This window comes from Arthrobacter liuii (assembly GCF_014639275.1).
Classification (GTDB): Bacteria; Actinomycetota; Actinomycetes; order Actinomycetales; family Micrococcaceae; genus Arthrobacter; species Arthrobacter liuii.
On record NZ_BMFW01000004.1, the window covers coordinates 28954 to 46164 of the forward strand.

General features: G+C 67.3%; 12 protein-coding genes, 2 tRNA genes and 1 pseudogene. 7 read left to right on the plus strand and 8 right to left on the minus strand.

From position 1 onward, the window contains the following. Window positions 1–74: 74 nt before the first annotated feature. Both IEW19_RS05975 and IEW19_RS05980 read right to left on the minus strand, forming a co-directional pair. On the minus strand, window positions 75–1250 hold the full coding sequence (locus IEW19_RS05975; RefSeq protein ID WP_188570768.1) for an acyl-CoA dehydrogenase family protein: 1176 nt from the start codon (window positions 1248–1250) through the stop codon (window positions 75–77). Further along, window positions 1247–1537, minus strand: a pseudogene (locus IEW19_RS05980) (amino acid transporter); the annotation flags it as partial. The pseudogene IEW19_RS05980 and the gene IEW19_RS05975, both read right to left, overlap by 4 nt. Window positions 1538–1870: 333 nt before the next feature. On the opposite strand from IEW19_RS05980, the gene IEW19_RS05985 reads away from it, so the two are divergent. The 6 genes from IEW19_RS05985 (at window position 1871) to IEW19_RS06010 (ending at window position 7138) form a co-directional block, all read left to right on the plus strand. After that, window positions 1871–2524 (plus strand): MOSC domain-containing protein, encoded by a 654-nt coding sequence (locus IEW19_RS05985; RefSeq protein WP_188570769.1) that lies wholly within the window; start codon window positions 1871–1873, stop codon window positions 2522–2524. Between the two features lie 406 nt (window positions 2525–2930). Then, the gene (locus IEW19_RS05990; protein WP_188570770.1) at window positions 2931–5006 is read left to right on the plus strand and encodes a DEAD/DEAH box helicase; all 2076 of its coding nucleotides are present in this window, start codon (window positions 2931–2933) and stop codon (window positions 5004–5006) included. A gap of 297 nt (window positions 5007–5303) precedes the next feature. After that, window positions 5304–5375, plus strand: a tRNA-Thr gene (locus tag IEW19_RS05995). Between the two features lie 60 nt (window positions 5376–5435). Further along, window positions 5436–5509 (plus strand) — tRNA-Met (locus IEW19_RS06000). 254 nt (window positions 5510–5763) lie between these two features. After that, the gene (yidC, locus tag IEW19_RS06005; RefSeq protein ID WP_188570771.1) at window positions 5764–6561 is read left to right on the plus strand and encodes a membrane protein insertase YidC; all 798 of its coding nucleotides are present in this window, start codon (window positions 5764–5766) and stop codon (window positions 6559–6561) included. A gap of 22 nt (window positions 6562–6583) precedes the next feature. Then, window positions 6584–7138 carry a dihydrofolate reductase family protein gene (locus tag IEW19_RS06010; RefSeq protein ID WP_188570772.1) on the plus strand — a complete coding sequence of 185 codons (555 nt, stop codon included), beginning with the start codon at window positions 6584–6586 and terminating at the stop codon, window positions 7136–7138. Here IEW19_RS06010 and IEW19_RS06015 read toward each other — a convergent pair. The 5 genes from IEW19_RS06015 to IEW19_RS06035 are packed head-to-tail and all read right to left on the minus strand — an operon-like array spanning window position 7123 to window position 15201. Then, window positions 7123–8340 carry an MFS transporter gene (locus IEW19_RS06015; protein WP_188570773.1) on the minus strand — a complete coding sequence of 406 codons (1218 nt, stop codon included), beginning with the start codon at window positions 8338–8340 and terminating at the stop codon, window positions 7123–7125. The two genes, IEW19_RS06010 and IEW19_RS06015, sit on opposite strands and share 16 nt — an antisense overlap. A gap of 39 nt (window positions 8341–8379) precedes the next feature. Continuing rightward, entirely contained in the window at window positions 8380–9177 is a 798-nt protein-coding gene (narI, locus tag IEW19_RS06020; RefSeq protein WP_188570774.1) for a respiratory nitrate reductase subunit gamma, read from the minus strand. 2 nt (window positions 9178–9179) lie between these two features. After that, window positions 9180–9800 (minus strand): nitrate reductase molybdenum cofactor assembly chaperone, encoded by a 621-nt coding sequence (narJ, locus tag IEW19_RS06025; protein ID WP_188570775.1) that lies wholly within the window; start codon window positions 9798–9800, stop codon window positions 9180–9182. Beyond that, complete coding sequence (gene narH, locus IEW19_RS06030; RefSeq protein WP_188570776.1) at window positions 9797–11491, minus strand: nitrate reductase subunit beta; 1695 nt, start codon at window positions 11489–11491, stop codon at window positions 9797–9799. The genes narJ and narH overlap by 4 nt, the downstream gene beginning before the upstream one ends. Next, a complete protein-coding gene (locus IEW19_RS06035; protein WP_188570777.1) occupies window positions 11491–15201 on the minus strand; it encodes a nitrate reductase subunit alpha in 3711 nt (1236 codons plus the stop codon). Before IEW19_RS06035 ends, narH begins: the two co-directional genes overlap by 1 nt. Before the next feature lie 104 nt (window positions 15202–15305). On the opposite strand from IEW19_RS06035, the gene IEW19_RS06040 reads away from it, so the two are divergent. Further along, entirely contained in the window at window positions 15306–15962 is a 657-nt protein-coding gene (locus IEW19_RS06040) for an NAD(P)H-binding protein (RefSeq protein ID WP_188570778.1), read from the plus strand. Here IEW19_RS06040 and IEW19_RS06045 read toward each other — a convergent pair. After that, entirely contained in the window at window positions 15959–17173 is a 1215-nt protein-coding gene (locus IEW19_RS06045) for an ROK family protein (RefSeq protein ID WP_188570779.1), read from the minus strand. The two genes, IEW19_RS06040 and IEW19_RS06045, sit on opposite strands and share 4 nt — an antisense overlap. Window positions 17174–17211: the final 38 nt, after the last annotated feature.

Sequence of the window (17211 nt, forward strand, 5' to 3'; positions counted from 1 at the left end):
AACTAGGTCGCAGTAGTTGTCGTTTTGACCCTCCAAAACGACATTAACTGCGACCTAGTTGGGGGGGAGGGGGGTTAGTGGAAGGCGTCCAGGCCGGTGATGTGCCGGCCCAGGATCAGGGTGTGCACCTCGTCGGTGCCCTCGTAGGTCCGCACCGATTCCAGGTTCGCGGCGTGCCGCAGCGGTGAGTACTCCGTGGTGATGCCGTTGCCGCCCAGGATGGACCGCGCCTCCCGCGCCACGGCAATGGCTTCGCGGACGTTGTTCAGCTTGCCCAGGGAAATCTGCTCCGGCCGGATGGTCCCGGCGTCCTTCAGCCGGCCCAGATGCAGCGCCAGCAGGGTGCCCTTCTGGATCTCCACCAGCATGTTCACCAGTTTCTCCTGCGTGAGCTGGTAGCCGGCCAGCGGCTTGCCGAACTGCAGCCGCTCCAGCGAGTACGCCAGCGCAGCGTCGTAGGAATCACGGGCGGCTCCCATGGCACCCCAGGCGATCCCGTATCGGGCCTCGTTCAGGCAGGTGAACGGGCCGCGCAGCCCACGCGCACCCGGCAGCAGGGATTCGGGACCCAGCCGGACGTCGTCGAACACCACGTCGCACTGGATGGAGGCGCGCATGGACAACTTCTGGTCGATGGGCGTCGCCGTCACGCCGGGCGTGCCCGCCGGCACCAGGAAGCCGTGCACGCCGTCGTCCGTCATGGCCCACACCACCATGACGCCTGCCACCGAGGCCAGCCCGATCCAGCGCTTGGCACCGTTGAGCACCCAGCCGGCCTCATCCCCCCGGCCGTCCCGCGCCGCGAACGTGGCCATGGAGGCGGGATCTGAACCGGCTGTGGGCTCGGTCAGGGCGAAGCAGCCGACGACCTCGCCGGCGGCCATCCGGGGCAGCCACTCCTGCTTCTGCTCCTCGGAGCCCCAGGTGTGGATGGCGGTCATCGCCAGGGAACCCTGGACGGACACGAAGGTGCGGATGCCGGAGTCCCCGGCCTCCAGCTCCATCGCCGCGAGGCCGTATTCGACGGCGGACCGGCCCGGGCAGCCGTAGCCCTCCAGGTGCATCCCCAGGACGCCCAGCTCACCCAGTTCCGGCGCCAGGTCCAGCGGAAAGACGGCGTCGTCGTACCAGCCGGCAATGTTAGGTTTGATCCGCTGCTGCGTGAAATCACGGACCTTCTGCCGGAGATCCAGTTCCTCCGGGGACAGCAGGGAATCGAGGTCCAGGACGTCGGACGGGCCGGCCGTCATGGCTTCACCTGGAAGTAGCCGCGGGTGGCGGGCAGGAAACGGCAGACGAGAGCCAGCACAACTCCCAGCGCCAGCAGCGCCACGCCGCTGACAAAGGCCCCGCCGACGCCGAAGATCCGGGTATCGCCGTACGCCGGGTCCCACATCTGCACCGCTGAAATGAAGAATGCGGCGGTCAGCAGCAGTGCCCCGGCAAGGGGCAAGATGCCGCGGAACCACAGGTTCCGCGGCGACTCCCGCAGTGTTCCGCGGAAGAACCAGCAGCAGGCAAAGCCGGTCAGGGCGTAGTTGATGGTGCCGGCCAGCAGGGCGGTCACGCCGAGGCCCACCACTACGGTGCGCCGCTGGGAGCGCTTCTTGCGGGCGGCCGCCTGGTTGAGCTGCTTCTCCCGCTCGCGGGCAAACGGGTCCCAATTTGGGTCTTTCCGGTTCGAGTCCACGGCGTCCCCCTCAGTTGTTCGCGTGGTTTGGGCGCAGCGCTGCACCCCCAAATGCAAGTCTCGAATCAGCGTAGTCCCTGCCGGTGCCGCCTGCGAGCAGGAACGCACTCCTGAAACAGGGGAGAACTGCCCATGGCCGGTGTGCATGGGCGCCGTGCCGGGCAACCCTAGACTGATGCCATGCAATCAGGTTCTGTCCTCGCCGTCTGCCGTGTCCACCAGCTCCTCGGGGACCAGGGAAACGTTGGCGTCACGGCCATCGACAAGCGTCCGGCGGACGGTCCGGTGGCGGTCCACAGGCTGGGCCTGCGCGGGGATATCCAGGCCAACAGGGCGCACCACGGCGGGGAGGACCAGGCCGTCTACGCATACTCCCAGGCCGACGCCGATTTCTGGGCCGGCGCCTTGGGCCGGGAGCTGCCGCCGGGCACCTTTGGGGAGAACCTGCGGGTGTCCGGCATCGAAGCCACGCATGCGGTGATCGGGGAGCGGTGGAAGGTGGGGTCCGGCGTCGAGCTCGAAGTCACATCACCGCGCACCCCCTGCGCCACGTTCCAGCGCAGGATGAAGGAACCGCAGTGGGTGAAGCGCTTCACCGAGGAAGGCCGGGTGGGGACATACCTGCGCGTCATCCGCACCGGCAGCATCCAGGCCGGAGACCCCATCGAGCGGACGTTCGTCCCGCGCCACGGCATCACCATCGGCAGGTGGTTCAGTGAACCGGACGCGGCGGTCATCGAGGCCCTCCGCGGTGCAGAGGCCGACGGCGAGATCCGGCTCCAGGACGAATACCACACCAAGTTCGAGGTAGTGCTGCGGCGGCTGGGACGGTAGCCCCCGGCTCCCTGCGCGGCTGTGCGGCGGCCGTGTGCGCAAGCTCACCGCCGGCGTCGGCCTTTCGATTTCCGGTCCGCGGTGTCCTTGCCTTACACTTGAAACATCCCCCACTCCGGAAATCCCTTATTCCTGCCCAATTTTTGAGGCAGGACTGGCAAGTGTTGGGGCCCGCGCAAGCGATGCGGGCATTTTCATAGGGAGAGCCGGCTAAAGAAAACGCTGTACAGACTGCTGGGATAGCAGCCAAGAGATGCAGCGCGAAGTCCTGCCATGGGATTGCGAAAGCGCCGGACTTCTGTGACCGGCCGGTCAACGTTTGCCCGGCACCATCGGCACGTGTACTGCGGCTCCGCTCACCTCGGGTTGTGCCGCCTGGCCCCCTATGGATGAGGAATAACTCTCTATGCCCGAAAACCAGAACGAAACCACCGCTGTTACCGAGGACGCCCCCCTGGCTGCTGCCGAGGTTCCTGTAACCGCTCCCGCCGCAGAGGCTCCCGCTGCTGAGGCTCCTGCCAAGGCTGCCCCCGCCGCGGACGATGACGACGACTCGGTCAAGTTCGTTGACCTCGGCATCGACGCCCGTGTCCTTGCCGCCCTGCAGGATGTCGGGTACGAGAAGCCGTCCCCCATCCAGGCCGCCACCATCCCGCTGCTGCTCCAAGGCCGTGACGTAGTGGGCCTGGCGCAGACCGGTACCGGCAAGACTGCAGCATTCGCAGTGCCGGCGCTGTCCCGCCTGGCCGAACTCCACGACCTCAACGGCCCCTCCCGCAAGACCCAGGCCCTGGTCCTGGCCCCCACCCGCGAGCTGGCCCTCCAGGTTGCCGAGGCGTTCACCTCCTACGCCAAGCACATTGACGACTTCACCGTGCTGCCCGTCTACGGCGGCTCTGCCTACGGCCCCCAGCTCGCCGGCCTGCGCCGCGGTGCCCAGGTTGTTGTCGGTACCCCCGGCCGCGTGATCGACCACATCTCCAAGGGTTCGCTGGACCTGTCCGAACTCCAGTACCTGGTGCTGGACGAGGCAGACGAGATGCTCCGCATGGGCTTCGCCGAAGACGTGGAGCAGATCTTCCAGCAGACCCCGGAGGACCGCCAGGTGGCGCTGTTCTCTGCCACCATGCCGGGCCAGATCCGCCGGATGTCAAAGCAGTACCTGAACGATCCCGCCGAGGTCCAGGTCAAGTCCAAGACCACCACCGGCGCCAACACCCGCCAGCGCTACCTGCAGATCATGGGCCCGCAGAAGCTGGACGCCATGACCCGCATCCTTGAGGTGGAAGAGTTCGACGGCGTCATCGCCTTCGTGCGCACCAAGATGGCCACTGAAGACCTCGCTGACAAGCTCCGTGCCCGCGGCTTCCAGGCTGCCGCCATCAACGGCGACATTCCGCAGCAGCAGCGCGAGCGCACCGTTGACGCGCTGAAGGAGGGCCGGATCGATATCCTGGTGGCCACCGACGTCGCGGCCCGCGGCCTCGACGTGGAGCGCATCAGCCACGTGATCAACTACGACATCCCGCACGACACCGAGTCCTACGTGCACCGCATCGGCCGTACCGGCCGTGCGGGCCGCTCCGGGGACGCGATACTGTTCATGACGCCGCGGGAGAAGTACCTGCTGCGCTCCATTGAGAAGGCGACCCGCCAGCCGGTGGAGCAGATGCACCTGCCCACCGCCGAGACGGTCAACACCCTGCGCCTGGGCAAGTTCGCGGACAAGATCACGGAGACCCTTGAGTCAGAGGATGTCGCCGCGTTCCGTGACCTGATCGCCTCCTACGAGGAAGAGCACAACGTTCCGGCAGCAGAAATCGCTGCGGCACTGGCCGTCATGGCACAGGGCGGCCAGCCGCTGCTGGTCAAGGAACTGCCCGCGGCTCCCGAGTTCCAGAAGCGCGAACGCTCCAAGGACGGCTTCGGCTCACGCGGGCCGACCCGCGCCCTGACTGAGGGCAACGCCACCTACCGGATTGCTGTCGGACGCCGCCAGCGCGTGATGCCCGGCTCGATCGTGGGCGCCATCGCCAACGAGGGCGGCATCTCGTCCTCGCAGATCGGCGGCATCGACATCCGCTCGGACCACTCACTCGTGGAGCTGCCGGCGGACCTGAGCGCAGACCAGTTGCGTGCATTGTCCCGCACGCGGATCGGCGGCGAACTGATCCACCTTGAGCTGGACAACGGCCGCAAGCCCTCGGGCGACCGCGGCGCGTACCAGGGCAACCGTGGCGGGGACCGCGGCGGCAACTTCAAGGGCAGCGGCGGGTTCAAGAAGGAATTCCGGAAGAACGACGGCGAGCGGTCCTCCGCTGACCGTGGTGGCCGTTCGTACAGCGACCGTTCCGAGCGCTCCTTCGGTGACCGCGGCCAGTCCGGCGACTCCCGCTTCGGCGGCCACGGCGACGGCTCCCGCAAGCCCCGCAGCGGCGGCGACAACGGACACCGCGACTTCAACCGCAAGGGCAAGTGGTAAACCTCCCGCGCGTTGAGGAATTGACGACGGCGATGGGCCGGCTTTCGAGCCGGCCCATCGGCGTTTAACCGGGCCGGTGTGGGGCTGGACACATTCCGCTCCCGGAATGGACGTGCCTGGCCCCGGGGAGGCGCTGTCCGCCGTCGTCCTCCCTGCTCTCTTTGGCCCCCGCAGCCCCGGAATCCTGCGGAAAACGGCGCCACTGTCCGGTCAGAACCTACCTGTTCACCGCTGCCTGAACGGGCAGTGATGCCGATTTGTTGGTGCGTAAATCTTCCGGTAGAGTATTTACTCGTTGCCCCCCTAGCTCAGTGGTAGAGCGCGTTCTTGGTAAGAACGAGGTCACCGGATCGATTCCGGTGGGGGGCTCTGAATGAGGGCCTGTGTCAAGGCGGTTTGACCGGCTTGACACAGGTTTTTCTCATTCGTGGCGGTGTAGCTCAGTTGGTTAGAGCGCACGACTCATAATCGTGAGGTCGGGAGATCGAGCCTCCCCACCGCTACAGGCTAAGCCCCCGGGATCCGTGAGATTCCGGGGGTTTTCTTTATTCGTGGCGCCAGCAGGGTGGCCAACGTCAACACCGCCGTCTTCAACCCGGCCAGCGACTACGCCGTGGCCCGGGGCGCAGGCGGCACCGGGAGCACATGGTGACCCAGCGGGGGGACAGCGGAATCCGTCGGCCCCCGCGTCCTGCTTAACCGTGACAAGGGGAGTGATCCGCAGTAGCTTGGCAGCACCTGGCGGATGGGGAATTCGGTGGACTTTTTCACGGTGGTGATGGAGCCGTTCCGGTGGCTGGTGTCCAGCATCATGGTGGCTTTCCACGACTGGCTGGGCGCGACAGGCATGGCGCCGGGGACCGGCTGGACCTGGACCCTGTCCATCATCGGACTGGTGCTGGTCATCCGTGCGGCCCTGATCCCCGTGTTCCTGGCCCAGGTCAGGGCCCAGCGCCGGATGCGGCTCCTGCAGCCGGACCTGAAGGAACTCCAGGACAGGTACAAGGGCAGGACGGACCAGGCGTCGCGGCAGGCCATGGCCCAGGACCAGATGGCGCTTTACAGGAAGCACGGCACCAACCCGTTCTCGGCATGCCTGCCGCTGCTGATCCAGACGCCGTTCTTCCTGGCCCTTTTCCAGGTGCTGTCCGGAATCTCCAACGCCGCGGGAAAGGGCGAAGGCATCGGCGCGATGAGCCGCGAGCAGGTGCTGGAGTTCGAATCGTCCAGCATCTTCGGGGCGCCGCTTTCCGCCTCGCTGCTGCACGGGGGCGGCGACTTCACCGCCGTGGCCGTGCTCGCCGTCGCCATGATCCTGGTGATGACCGCGTGCCAGTTCCTCACCCAGAAACTTGTGGCCTCACAGACCATGGCCGGGCAGGACGCCGACAATCCCCTGATACGCCAGCAGAAGATCCTCCTCTACGTGCTGCCGGTGATTTTCGGTGTGGGCGGGATCTTTTTCCCGATCGGAGTCCTGGTCTACTGGACGGTCTCCAACCTTTGGACCCTGGGGCAGCAGTTCCTGGTGGCCCGAAGGCCTATGCCGGTTTGATCTCCGAGGGCAGAATGGGCGCATGGCGCAACTGATCTACTCCGGCCTCATGTCCTTGGACGGCTACACGGCGGATACCAACGGGAAATTTAACTGGGCGGCCCCCGATGAGGAAGTCCACGCCTTCGTCAACGACCTGGAACGGGACGTGGGCACCTTCCTCCTCGGACGCAGGATGTATGAGGTGCTGTCCGTGTGGGAAACCATGGGCACGGAGGAGGACCCGCCGGTGATCCAGGACTATGCCCGCATCTGGCAGGCCGCAGAGAAGGTGGTGTTCTCGGCATCGCTGGATGACGCCCCTGCGCCCCGTACCCGGCTGGAGCGGCAGTTCGTTCCGGCGGAAATCCGCGAGCTGAAGGCCACCACCGAAGGAAAGATCAGCATCGGCGGCCCCACGCTCGCTGGGCACGCCCTCAAGGCGGGGTTGGTGGACGAATGCCAGCTGTTCATCAATCCGGTCACCGTGGGCGGCGGCCTGCGCTTCCTGCCGGACGGCCTGGACGCGCGGCTGGAACTCCTTGAGGAACGCCGGTTCGGCAACGGCGTGGTGTACCTGCGTTACCGCGCACTCTGAACCGCAGGCGCGGGACGGCCCTGCACCGCGAAGAGCGTGAACACCAAGGCCACCAGGGCCGTGCCCACCAGCAGGAGCAGCCCGATCGAATAGCTGCGCGTCGCGGCGTCATACGTTGCCCCCATGACCAGCGGGGGAAAGTAGCCGCCCAGGCCGCCCGCGGCACTCACGATGCCGCTGATGCTGCCCACCTTTCCTGCCGGCGACAGGACACCCACCCAGGCGAAGACGCCGCCGGCCCCCAGGCCCAGCGCCCCAGCCATGGCGACGAAGGTGGCACCTGCCGGGACCTCGCCGTCGGGCCGCAGGTTCACCACCCAGCCCAGGACGGCGACGGCGGCAAGCGCCACGAGCACCACCGGCTTGGGTCCCAGCTTGTCCGCGAGCACCCCGCCCACCGGACGGGCAAGGACAGCGGCCAGGGCAAATCCCGCCGTGCGCGCGCCGGCGCCCGCAGGGTCGAGGCTGTACACGTCCCGCAGGTAGGTGGGCAGGTACGTGGCAAAGGAAACGAAGCCGCCGAAGACTACGGCGTAGAGGAAGCACATCTTCCAGGTGACCGCCGTCCTGGCGGCATCCATAAGCTTTGGCAGCACCGGTGCGTGGTTGGGCGCCCAGTCCGGCGATTCCTTCATGAGGAACCAGACCAGCGCCGCCATCACGGCCAGGATGCCGGAGATCAGCAGGTGCGTGGGAAAGTATCCAATCCACGTGACGAGCCGCGGATTCAGGAAAGCCGCCAGCGCGGTTCCTCCCATCCCCGCCCCAAAAACCCCAGTGGCGAAGCCACGCCTGGCAGGCTCGTACCAGGCGCTGACGAACGGGATACCGACGGCGAACACGGTCCCGGCGACGCCGAGCAGCAGCCCGGCCCCCAGCACCAGGGCGAAGGAACTGATGAGGCCGCCCACGGACACCAGGAGGATGGGCGGGATGGCGGCAAGCAGGACAAAGGTGAACATGGCCCTGCCGCCGTACTTGTCCGTAAGGGTGCCCACCACGATCCGGCCCAGCGACCCGACAAACACGGGCATGGCCACCAGGATCCCCGTGGTGGCCGGCGTCAGGGCCAGGTTCTGGGTGTAGAAGGCGCCCAGCGTGGCTACCGAGTTCCACGCCCAGAACCCTGCCACGGACGCCGCCGTCGCCAGCGCCAGGTTCAGCGCCCTGCCCGGGCCTGGCGTTGAAGTTGCTTCCGCCACTGCTTGCTCCTCACCACATCATCCAAGCCGCGCCGCCGGTCAGCGGTTGCGGGTGTCCCTGTCCGGCGTGCCCACTGCCGACCAGCCCCGGCCCCTGGTCTCCCTGTCCCGCGAGCGGTAGACGATGTATGGGCGGAACAGGTAGTGCAGGGGTGCCGTAAAGGCGTGCACCAGCCGGGTGAACGGCCAGATGACGAATAGTGCCATCCCCACCAGCGTGTGCAGGTGGAAGGTGAACGGGGCAGCTGCCATCGCCGCGATGTCAGGCTGGAAGATGAACAGCGACCGGAACCAGGGGGCCACGGTTTCCCGGTAGTTGTGCCCGTGTTCGCCTTCGAAGACGCTGGCGAGGGTGGTGAACAGGCCAAAAACGATGGCAGCGGTCAGCACCACGTACATGGTCTTGTCGTTCTTGGTTGTGGCCATGAAGACCGGCCCGGTGGTGCGCCGCCGGTAAATCAGCAGCGCTATCCCGCCCAGCGTCCCCACCCCCGCGACGCCGCCCACCAGGAGGGCGTTGAAGTGGTAGAACTCCTGGCTCATTCCCACAGCTTCCGTCCAGGCCATGGGGATCACCAGGCCAAAGAAGTGGCCCGCGATGACAGCCAGCAGCCCGAAGTGGAACAGCGGCGAGGCGATCCGCAGGAGCCTGGATTCGTACAGCTGGGAGGACCTGGTGGTCCAGCCGAACTGGTCGTACCGGTAGCGCCACACCAGGCCGCCCACCAGCACCACCACCATGACGTACGGCAGGACGCCCCACAGGACGGTGTCCCAGGTGTTAAGGACGACGGGGGCCCCTGGCTCCGTGGCCAGCGCCGCCCCGGGTGCCGGCATGGTCAGCCCCTCCTGACAGGCAGCAGCCGCGGGTCGTAGGGGTCCAGCCCCACGCTTTCGGTGGGTGGACCGTATCCGGCCATGCGCATCACTTCCTGCTCGTCCTGCGGTGACTTTCCTGGCAAGGTGGCGCAGATGGCCGCCAGGATCCGGGCGTGCGGCAGGTTGTCCCGCAGCAGCCCGAACCGAAGCATTTCCAGGCTGGCCCGGTAGCGTTCCAGCAGTCCGCGCCCCGCCGTGGGATCAACCCGGGCTGCGAACTCGAGCACCATGGGGAGGTAGTCGGGAAGTTCCCCGTCCAGGTCCACCAGGACGCCGCTGTGCCGGTAGGCCTCCTTGAAGAAGCCCAGCACTTCACCGCGGCGCCGGGTGTCCCCGTCAGTCCAGTAGCTCAGGTGCAGGGCGTGCCGCCTGCCGAGGTCGAACTCACGGACGTACTGTGACTGCAGTTCCATGGGTGGGGTGGCCTCCAGGAGGTCCAGCACCGGTACGAATTCCGGCAGCATCCCGGGAAACTCGGACAGCGCGGCCCGGACCAGGGGAACCCGCTCCACCAGTTCCTCATCCGGGTAGGACAGGCACCAGGCCGCGGCAAGGTAGAGCACCTGGTCGCGGCGGTTCATGGCTGGTCCTCGGCGCCGGCCAGTGTATCGGGCTGGGGCCCCTTGTCCGGGAACAGTCCCGGCGGAGCGCCGCGGCCGTCCCAGTTCAGCAGGTTCACCCTCCCGCGCAGGCCCGCCCCTTCCGCGATCGTGTCCGTGCTCTGCCGGTCCCGCAGGGCGTTGAACGTATCAACGGCCACCGGGACGGGCCTCCCGCTTGCCTCGCCGAACGGAGCCGAATCCTGCATGCCCGGCCCGCCGTCGAAATCCAGGGAGCAGCCCAGCTCCTCCAGGTCGTGGGCCTGTTCCAGGTGGGCCTTGGGAATGACGTAGCGCTCGCTGTATTTGGCGATGGCCATCAGCCGGTACATGTCGTACATGCCCTGCCCGTCCATGCCCACGGACTCCGGGATGGACTCGTCCGGGTCTTCGCCCAGGCTGATGCCGCGCATGAAGGAACGCATGGCCGCGAGCTTCCGCAACACGGCGGTGACCCGCTCCGTGTCCCCGGCGGTGAAGAGTTCGGCCAGGTACTCCACCGGGATCCGCAGGGCGTCGATGGCGCCGAACAGGTTGCCGGCGTCCTCGCCGTCGTGGCCCTGGTCGCGGAGCAGGTCAACCACGGGGGAGAGCGGCGGCACGTACCAGACCATGGGCATGGTGCGGTACTCCGGGTGCAGCGGCAGGGCCACTTTGTAGACCTTGGCCAGGGCGTACACGGGCGATCGCCGGGCGGCGTCAAGCCAGTCCTCCGGAATGCCCTGCGCCCGGGCGTCGGCCTGGACGCGGGGGTCGTGGGGGTCCAGCAGCACGTCCATCTGGGCGTCGTAGAGGTCCTGCGGGTCGGTGACGGACGCTGCCGCGGTGACGGCATCGGCGTCGTACAAAAACAACCCCAGGTAGCGCAGCCGCCCCACGCATGTTTCGGAGCAGACGGTGGGCAGGCCAACCTCCACGCGGGGGTAGCAGAACGTGCACTTCTCGGCCTTGCCGGTCTTGTGGTTGAAGTAGATCTTCTTGTAAGGGCAGCCGGTGACGCACTGGCGCCAGCCGCGGCACCGGTCCTGGTCCACCAGCACAATCCCGTCCTCCACCCTCTTGTAGATCGCGCCGGACGGGCAGGACGCCATGCAGGACGGGTTCAGACAGTGTTCGCAGATCCGGGGCAGGTAGAACATGAAGGTCTGCTCGAAGGCGAACTTGATCTTGTCCTCGGACTCGCGCCGGACCTTCTCCACGAGCGGATCCAGGTGGCCGTGGTCCTGGGAACCGCCCAGGTTGTCATCCCAGTTGGCGGACCACGTGATCTTGGTGTCCTCGCCGGTGATCAGCGACTTGGGACGGGCCACGGGGAAGTCGTCGCCCAGGGGAGCGTCCACCAGGGTTTTGTAGTCGTAGGTCCACGGCTCGTAGTAGTCCTTGAGCTCGGGCTGGACGGGGCTGGCGAAGATGCCGAACAGCTTCTTCACCCTGCCGCCGGCCTTCAGCGCCAGCTTGCCGCGCCGGTTCAGGGTCCAGCCGCCGTACCAGCGGTCCTGGTCCTCGTAGCGGCGGGGGTAGCCCTGCCCGGGCCGGGTCTCCACGTTGTTGAACCACACGTATTCCATGCCGGCACGGTTGGTCCACGCCTGCTTGCAGGTCACGGAGCACGTGTGGCAGCCGATGCATTTGTCCAGGTTCATCACCATGCCCATCTGGGCCATCACGCGCATCAGTACTGCACCTCCTGCGAGCGGCGGCGCACCGTGGCCACCATGTCGCGCTGGTTTCCGGTGGGGCCCAGATAGTTGAAGGCGTAGGCCAGCTGGGCGTAGCCGCCGGCCAGGTGCGACGGTTTCACCAGCAGCCGGGTCACCGAGTTGTGGATGCCGCCGCGCCGCCCGGTGGCCTCCGACTTGGGGACGTCGATGGTGCGTTCCTGGGCATGGTGGACGTAGACCACGCCGGCCGGCATGCGGTGGCTGACAATCGCGCGCGCCACCAGGACCCCGTTGACGTTGGTGCATTCCACCCAGTCGTTGTCACGGACCTTGATAGCATTGGCGTCGGCCGGGCTCATCCACACCGTTGGCCCGCCGCGGGACAGGGAGAGCATCAGCAGGTTGTCCTGGTACTCGGAATGGATGGACCACTTCGAGTGCGGCGTCAGGTACCTGACGGTCACCTCCATGGCACCGTCGGAACCCAGCCGGGGCTCGCCGAACAGCCGGTGCATGTCCAGCGGCGGCCGGTAGATGGGCAGGGACTCGCCAATGTCGGTGATCCAGTCGTGGTCAAGGAAGAAATGCATCCGGCCGGTAAGGGTGTGGAAGGGCTTGAGCCGTTCGATGTTGATGGTGAACGGCGCATACCGCCGGCCGCCGGTTTCCGAGCCGGACCATTCGGGGGAGGTGATCACCGGGACCGGCCCTGCCTGGGTCTGGGCGAAGGTGATGAACTTTTCCTCCGAGCCCTCCGCCAGGTCCGCGAGCTTCTGTCCCGTGCGGACCTCCAGGTCCTTGAAGCCCTGGACGGACAGGGCACCGTTGGTGGTCCCGGAGAATGCCAGGATCGCCTCGGCCATCTTCGCGTCCGTGTCCATGGCGGGCCGGCCATCCGCCGCGCCACCCAGCATCACCCCGTTGGAGTGGCTGAGCCGCTGCAGTGGTCCGGCCATTTTGTAGGTGACGTTCTTGACGGTGAAGCCCAGCTTGTCAGCCAGGGGCCCGACGGCGGCGAGCTTGTCCGCGATGGCCGTGTAGTCCCGCTCCACCACGGAAAAGACGGGCATGTTCTGCCCCGGCACCGCCGGAATGTCCGGGTCCCGCCAGTCCCGGACCCGGCCGCCGGGCTGGGCCAGCTGGCCCGGGGTGTCGTGCTGCAGCGGCACGCTCACCAGGTCCCGCCGGACGCCGAGGTGGGTTTGGGCCTGCCGGGAAAATTCCCTGGCCAGCAGGTGGAAGGTGTCAAAGTCGGTCTTGGTTTCCCAGGGCGGGTCGATGGCGGGGCTGAACGCGTGCACGAACGGGTGCATGTCCGTCGAGGAAAGATCGTGCTTTTCGTACCACGTGGCAGCGGGGAACACGACGTCGGAAAGCAGCGTGGTGGACGTCATCCGGAAGTCGGCGGAGACCAGGAGGTCCAGCTTTCCCTCCGGCGCCACCTGGTGCCAGGCCACATCCCGCGGCTTGAGCTCCTCCGCGCTGTCCCCGCCCAGGACGTTGTTGTGGGTGCCCAGCAGGTTGCGCAGGAAGTATTCGTTGCCCTTGGCGGAGGAACCGAACAGATTGGAGCGCCACAGCACCAGCGTCCGCGGCCAGTTGGCCGGCGCGTCGACATCCTCGATTGCGGGGTTGAGGGTGCGGTTCTTCAGGGCCTCGGCGATGTAGGCCGGTGTATCCGGCGAGGTCCCGGCGTCGACGGCGGCCTCCGCCTCATCCGCCACGTCCAGGGGATTGCGGTCGAACTGGGGGTAGAACGGCATCCAGCCGAGGCGGGCGGACTGGGCGATGGCGTCCGCCGTGTGCATGCCGTCCAGCTTTCCGGTGGACAGCGGCGACTTCAGGGCGTCCGCCGAATAGCCGTCCTGCCGCCACTGGTCCGTGTGCATGTACCAGTAGCTTGTGCCCGTCATGGTCCGCGGCGGCCGTGACCAGTCCAGGGCGTTGGCCAGGGACACCCAGCCGGTGACGGGCCGGGTTTTCTCCTGGCCCACGTAGTGCGCCCAGCCACCGCCGTTGCGGCCCATGCAGCCGGTGAGCATCACCAGTGCCAGCACCGCCCGGTAGGTGGCGTCGCCGTGGAACCACTGGCAGATGCCGGCCCCCATGATGATCATGGAGCGGCCCTTTGACTGCTCCGCGTTCCGGGCGAATTCCCGTGCCACCCGGATGCAGGCCTGCGCCGGAACACTGGTGATCTCCTCCTGCCACGCCGGGGTGTAGGGGGTGGCGGCGTCGTCGTAGCCCGCTGCCCACTCGCCGGGAAGGCCTTCCCTGCCCACGCCGTACTGGGCCAGCATGAGGTCGAACACGGTGGTCACCAGGTGGCCGCCAACCTCCATCACCGGGACGCCCCGGCGCAGGATGCTGCCTTCGCCGCCTGCGTCCTCGAAACAGGGGAGCAGGATTTCAGCGCTCTCCCCGGACACTTCGCGGAGGGACAAGGCCGGTTCGATCCCCTCAAGGTCCAGGTTCCATTTGCCTTCGCCGCTTGCCGAGTAGCGGAATCCCATGGATCCGTTGGGAACGGCGGCACGGGCCGCCGCCTTGTCGAACAAGACGGTGCGGAACGCTGCGTCCTCAGCCACGGACTCACCCGGGACGTCAAGGGCGGTGAGGAATTTCGACGGCGTGAGGGCGCCGTCGTCGGTCTTCTCCAGCCTGACCAGGAAGGGAAGGTCCGTGTACTGCTTCACGTAGTCCGTGAAGAACGGCACCTGCCGGTCCACGAAGAACTCCTTGAGCATCACGTGGCCCATGGCCATTGCCAGTGCAGCGTCCGTTCCCGCCTGCGCCGGAAGCCATTCATCGGCGAACTTGGTGTTGTCCGCGTAGTCAGGGCTGACCGTGACCACCTTGGTGCCGCGGTACCGGACCTCGGTCATCCAGTGCGCGTCCGGCGTGCGTGTCACCGGAACATTGGATCCCCACATCATGAGGTAGCGGGCGTCCCACCAGTCTCCGGATTCGGGAACGTCGGTCTGGTCCCCAAAAACCTGGGGGCTGGCGACGGGAAGGTCGGCGTACCAGTCGTAGAAGGACGTCATCACGCCGCCGATGAGCTGGATGAACCGCGTCCCCACGGCATGGGACACCATGGACATGGCCGGGATGGGGGAGAAGCCGGCGCACCGGTCCGGGCCATAGGTTTTGATCGTGTTCACGTGCGCCGCGGCGGCAATCTCGATGGCTTCCTGCCAGGACACGCGCACCAGGCCGCCTTTGCCCCGGGCCTGCTGGTAGCGGCGCCGCTTTTCCGGGTCGGCGGCTATCTCGGCAAAGGCCAGCACCGGGTCACCCAGCCGGGCCTTCGCCTCGCGGTACATCTCCACCAGGACGCCCCGGGCATAGGGAAAGCGAACCCGGGTGGGGGAGTAGGTGTACCAGGAAAAGGCTGCCCCGCGCGGGCAGCCCCTTGGCTCGTACTCAGGGCTGTCCGCCCCTACAGACGGATAATCCGTCTGTTGCGATTCCCACGTGATGATGCCGTCCTTGACATACACCTTCCAGGAACACGACCCAGTGCAGTTCACCCCGTGCGTGGAGCGCACCACCTTGTCATGGCTCCAGCGGTCGCGGTAGAAAATGTCACCTTTGCGGCCGCCCTCCCGGAACACCGCCCTGCCATCATCTGTCTCATCCCACTTCGTGAAGAAACGGCCCAGCTTCAACATTGCTTCTGATGCGGGTCCATCTAACCCCGCATGGGGTCCGGCAGTCATGCCCCAAAGCTAGGCGGGCGCTTTAAAGGCGGGATAGGGCACAAAGGCCCTGTTCAGGGCCATGTTGCTTCTGCATGGAGGGACCGGGCATGCACAATGGGTCCATGACACGTATCGCCATTATTGGCGGCCACGGGAAAGTGGCCCTCCTCCTGTCCGCCCTCCTCACCGGCGAGGGCCACTCCGTCACCTCGTTCATCCGCAATCCGGACCACGGCGGCGACGTCGCTGCCACCGGCGCCACGCCCGCGGTCCTGGACGTGGAGAATTCGACGACGGCGGCCATCGCCGAGGCCCTGGCCGGCCATGACGCCGTGGTCTGGTCCGCCGGCGCGGGCGGCGGCAATCCGGAGCGCACCTACGCGGTGGACCGGGACGCCGCCATCCGCTCCATGGATGCTGCTGCCCAGGCCGGCGTGGACCGGTACGTCATGGTGTCCTACTTCGGGGCGGGCAAGGACCACGGCGTGCCGGAAGGCAACAGTTTCTTCGCCTACGCGGAGGCCAAGGCGGCCGCGGACGAGTACCTGCGCGGCACCGGCCTGGCGTGGACCATCCTTGGTCCCGGCGCGCTGACGGACAAACCCGGAACGGGACTGATCGACGTCGACCCCTCCCCGGAAGGGGACCGTGACACGTCCCGTGCCAACACGGCCATCGTGGCAGCGGCAGTGCTTGACCTGCCCCGGACGGCCGGCCGGACCATCGAATTCCGCGACGGCACCCTGCCCGTGGCGGCGGCCCTGGAACCGGACGCCTAACCGTCCGCCGGCGTGGGCGCTGCCAGCTCCAGGTCCAGGGAGTTCCTTTCCACGTAGTCCAGGGCGCAGCGCACCGCGCCCACCGTCACGATGGAATCACCCAGCGGGGATACGGCCACCCGTGCCGGGGTGGCTGTGTACTCCTTCAGGCGCTCGGTGATGGGCGCGAGGAGCACGCCTGCGGAATCGGCCACGCCGCCGCCGATCACCACCAGCTCGGGGTTGAGCATGGTGGCCACGGTCCCCACCACCCGTGCCATCCTGTCCGCCAGGCGTTCCAGGATGCCCAGCGCCACGGCATCCCCTTCGGCCGCGGCGGAGAAGACCTGCTCTGCCTCCACCCGACCGGGCCCGAAGGCACGGAGGGTGGTTGGGGCGGAGGCAGCCAAGGCTTCGGCGGCCCAGGTGCGGGCCAGGTGGGCGATGCCGTAGGTGTCACCCACGCCTTCCACCAGGTCCAGGTAGGCAAGCTCCCCGGCGCTGCCGCGGGTTCCGTGCACCAGCCTGCCGCCCTCCATGATGCCGGACCCCAGCCGTTCGCTGGCCAGGATCACCACCACGTCGTCGATCCCCGCGGCTGCGCCCTGCCACCTGTCGCCCAGGGCGGCAAGGTTGGCGTCGTTCTCCAGCAGCACAGTCCAGCCCCGGGTCGCCTTGAGGGCGGGGCGCAGTCCCAGGTCGAAGAGCCCCCAGAACTCCTGGGTGGCCACCACATCCCCATGCCGGTCCACGGGCGCGGCCACTCCGGCGCAGACGGCAAGCACCTGCCCGGGATCCATCCCCGCTGAGCGCAGGGCCGCCGCGGCCACGGCGTCGATAAAGGCGATGCGTTCCCCCGACCCGACGTCCTTGGCCTGGAAGGGGCGGCTGGACCGGCCCAGGGTCGTGCCGCGGAGATCGGAAACCACCACGGTGACCTTGGAGTAGCCGATATCCATGCCCAGGACCACGCCGGCGCGCTCATTGAGCTCGAACCGGCGCGCGGGGCGGCCCTTCTGGTACCCGCCGAACTCGCGCTGGTTTTCCAGCTCCACGATCCACCGCCGCCGCACCAGGTCCTCACAGACGGCGATGGTGGTGGCCCGGGTCAGGCCGGTGGCCGCCATGACGTCCGTGACCGTCACGGCCGCGGACGCGCGCATGAACTCCAGGACCGCGCCGGCGCTGACCCTCCGCAGCAATTGGGGGGTGGCCGGAACCAGCTCAGGCATGCTGTTGACCTTCCTGTGCAAAGCACCAGATAATACTT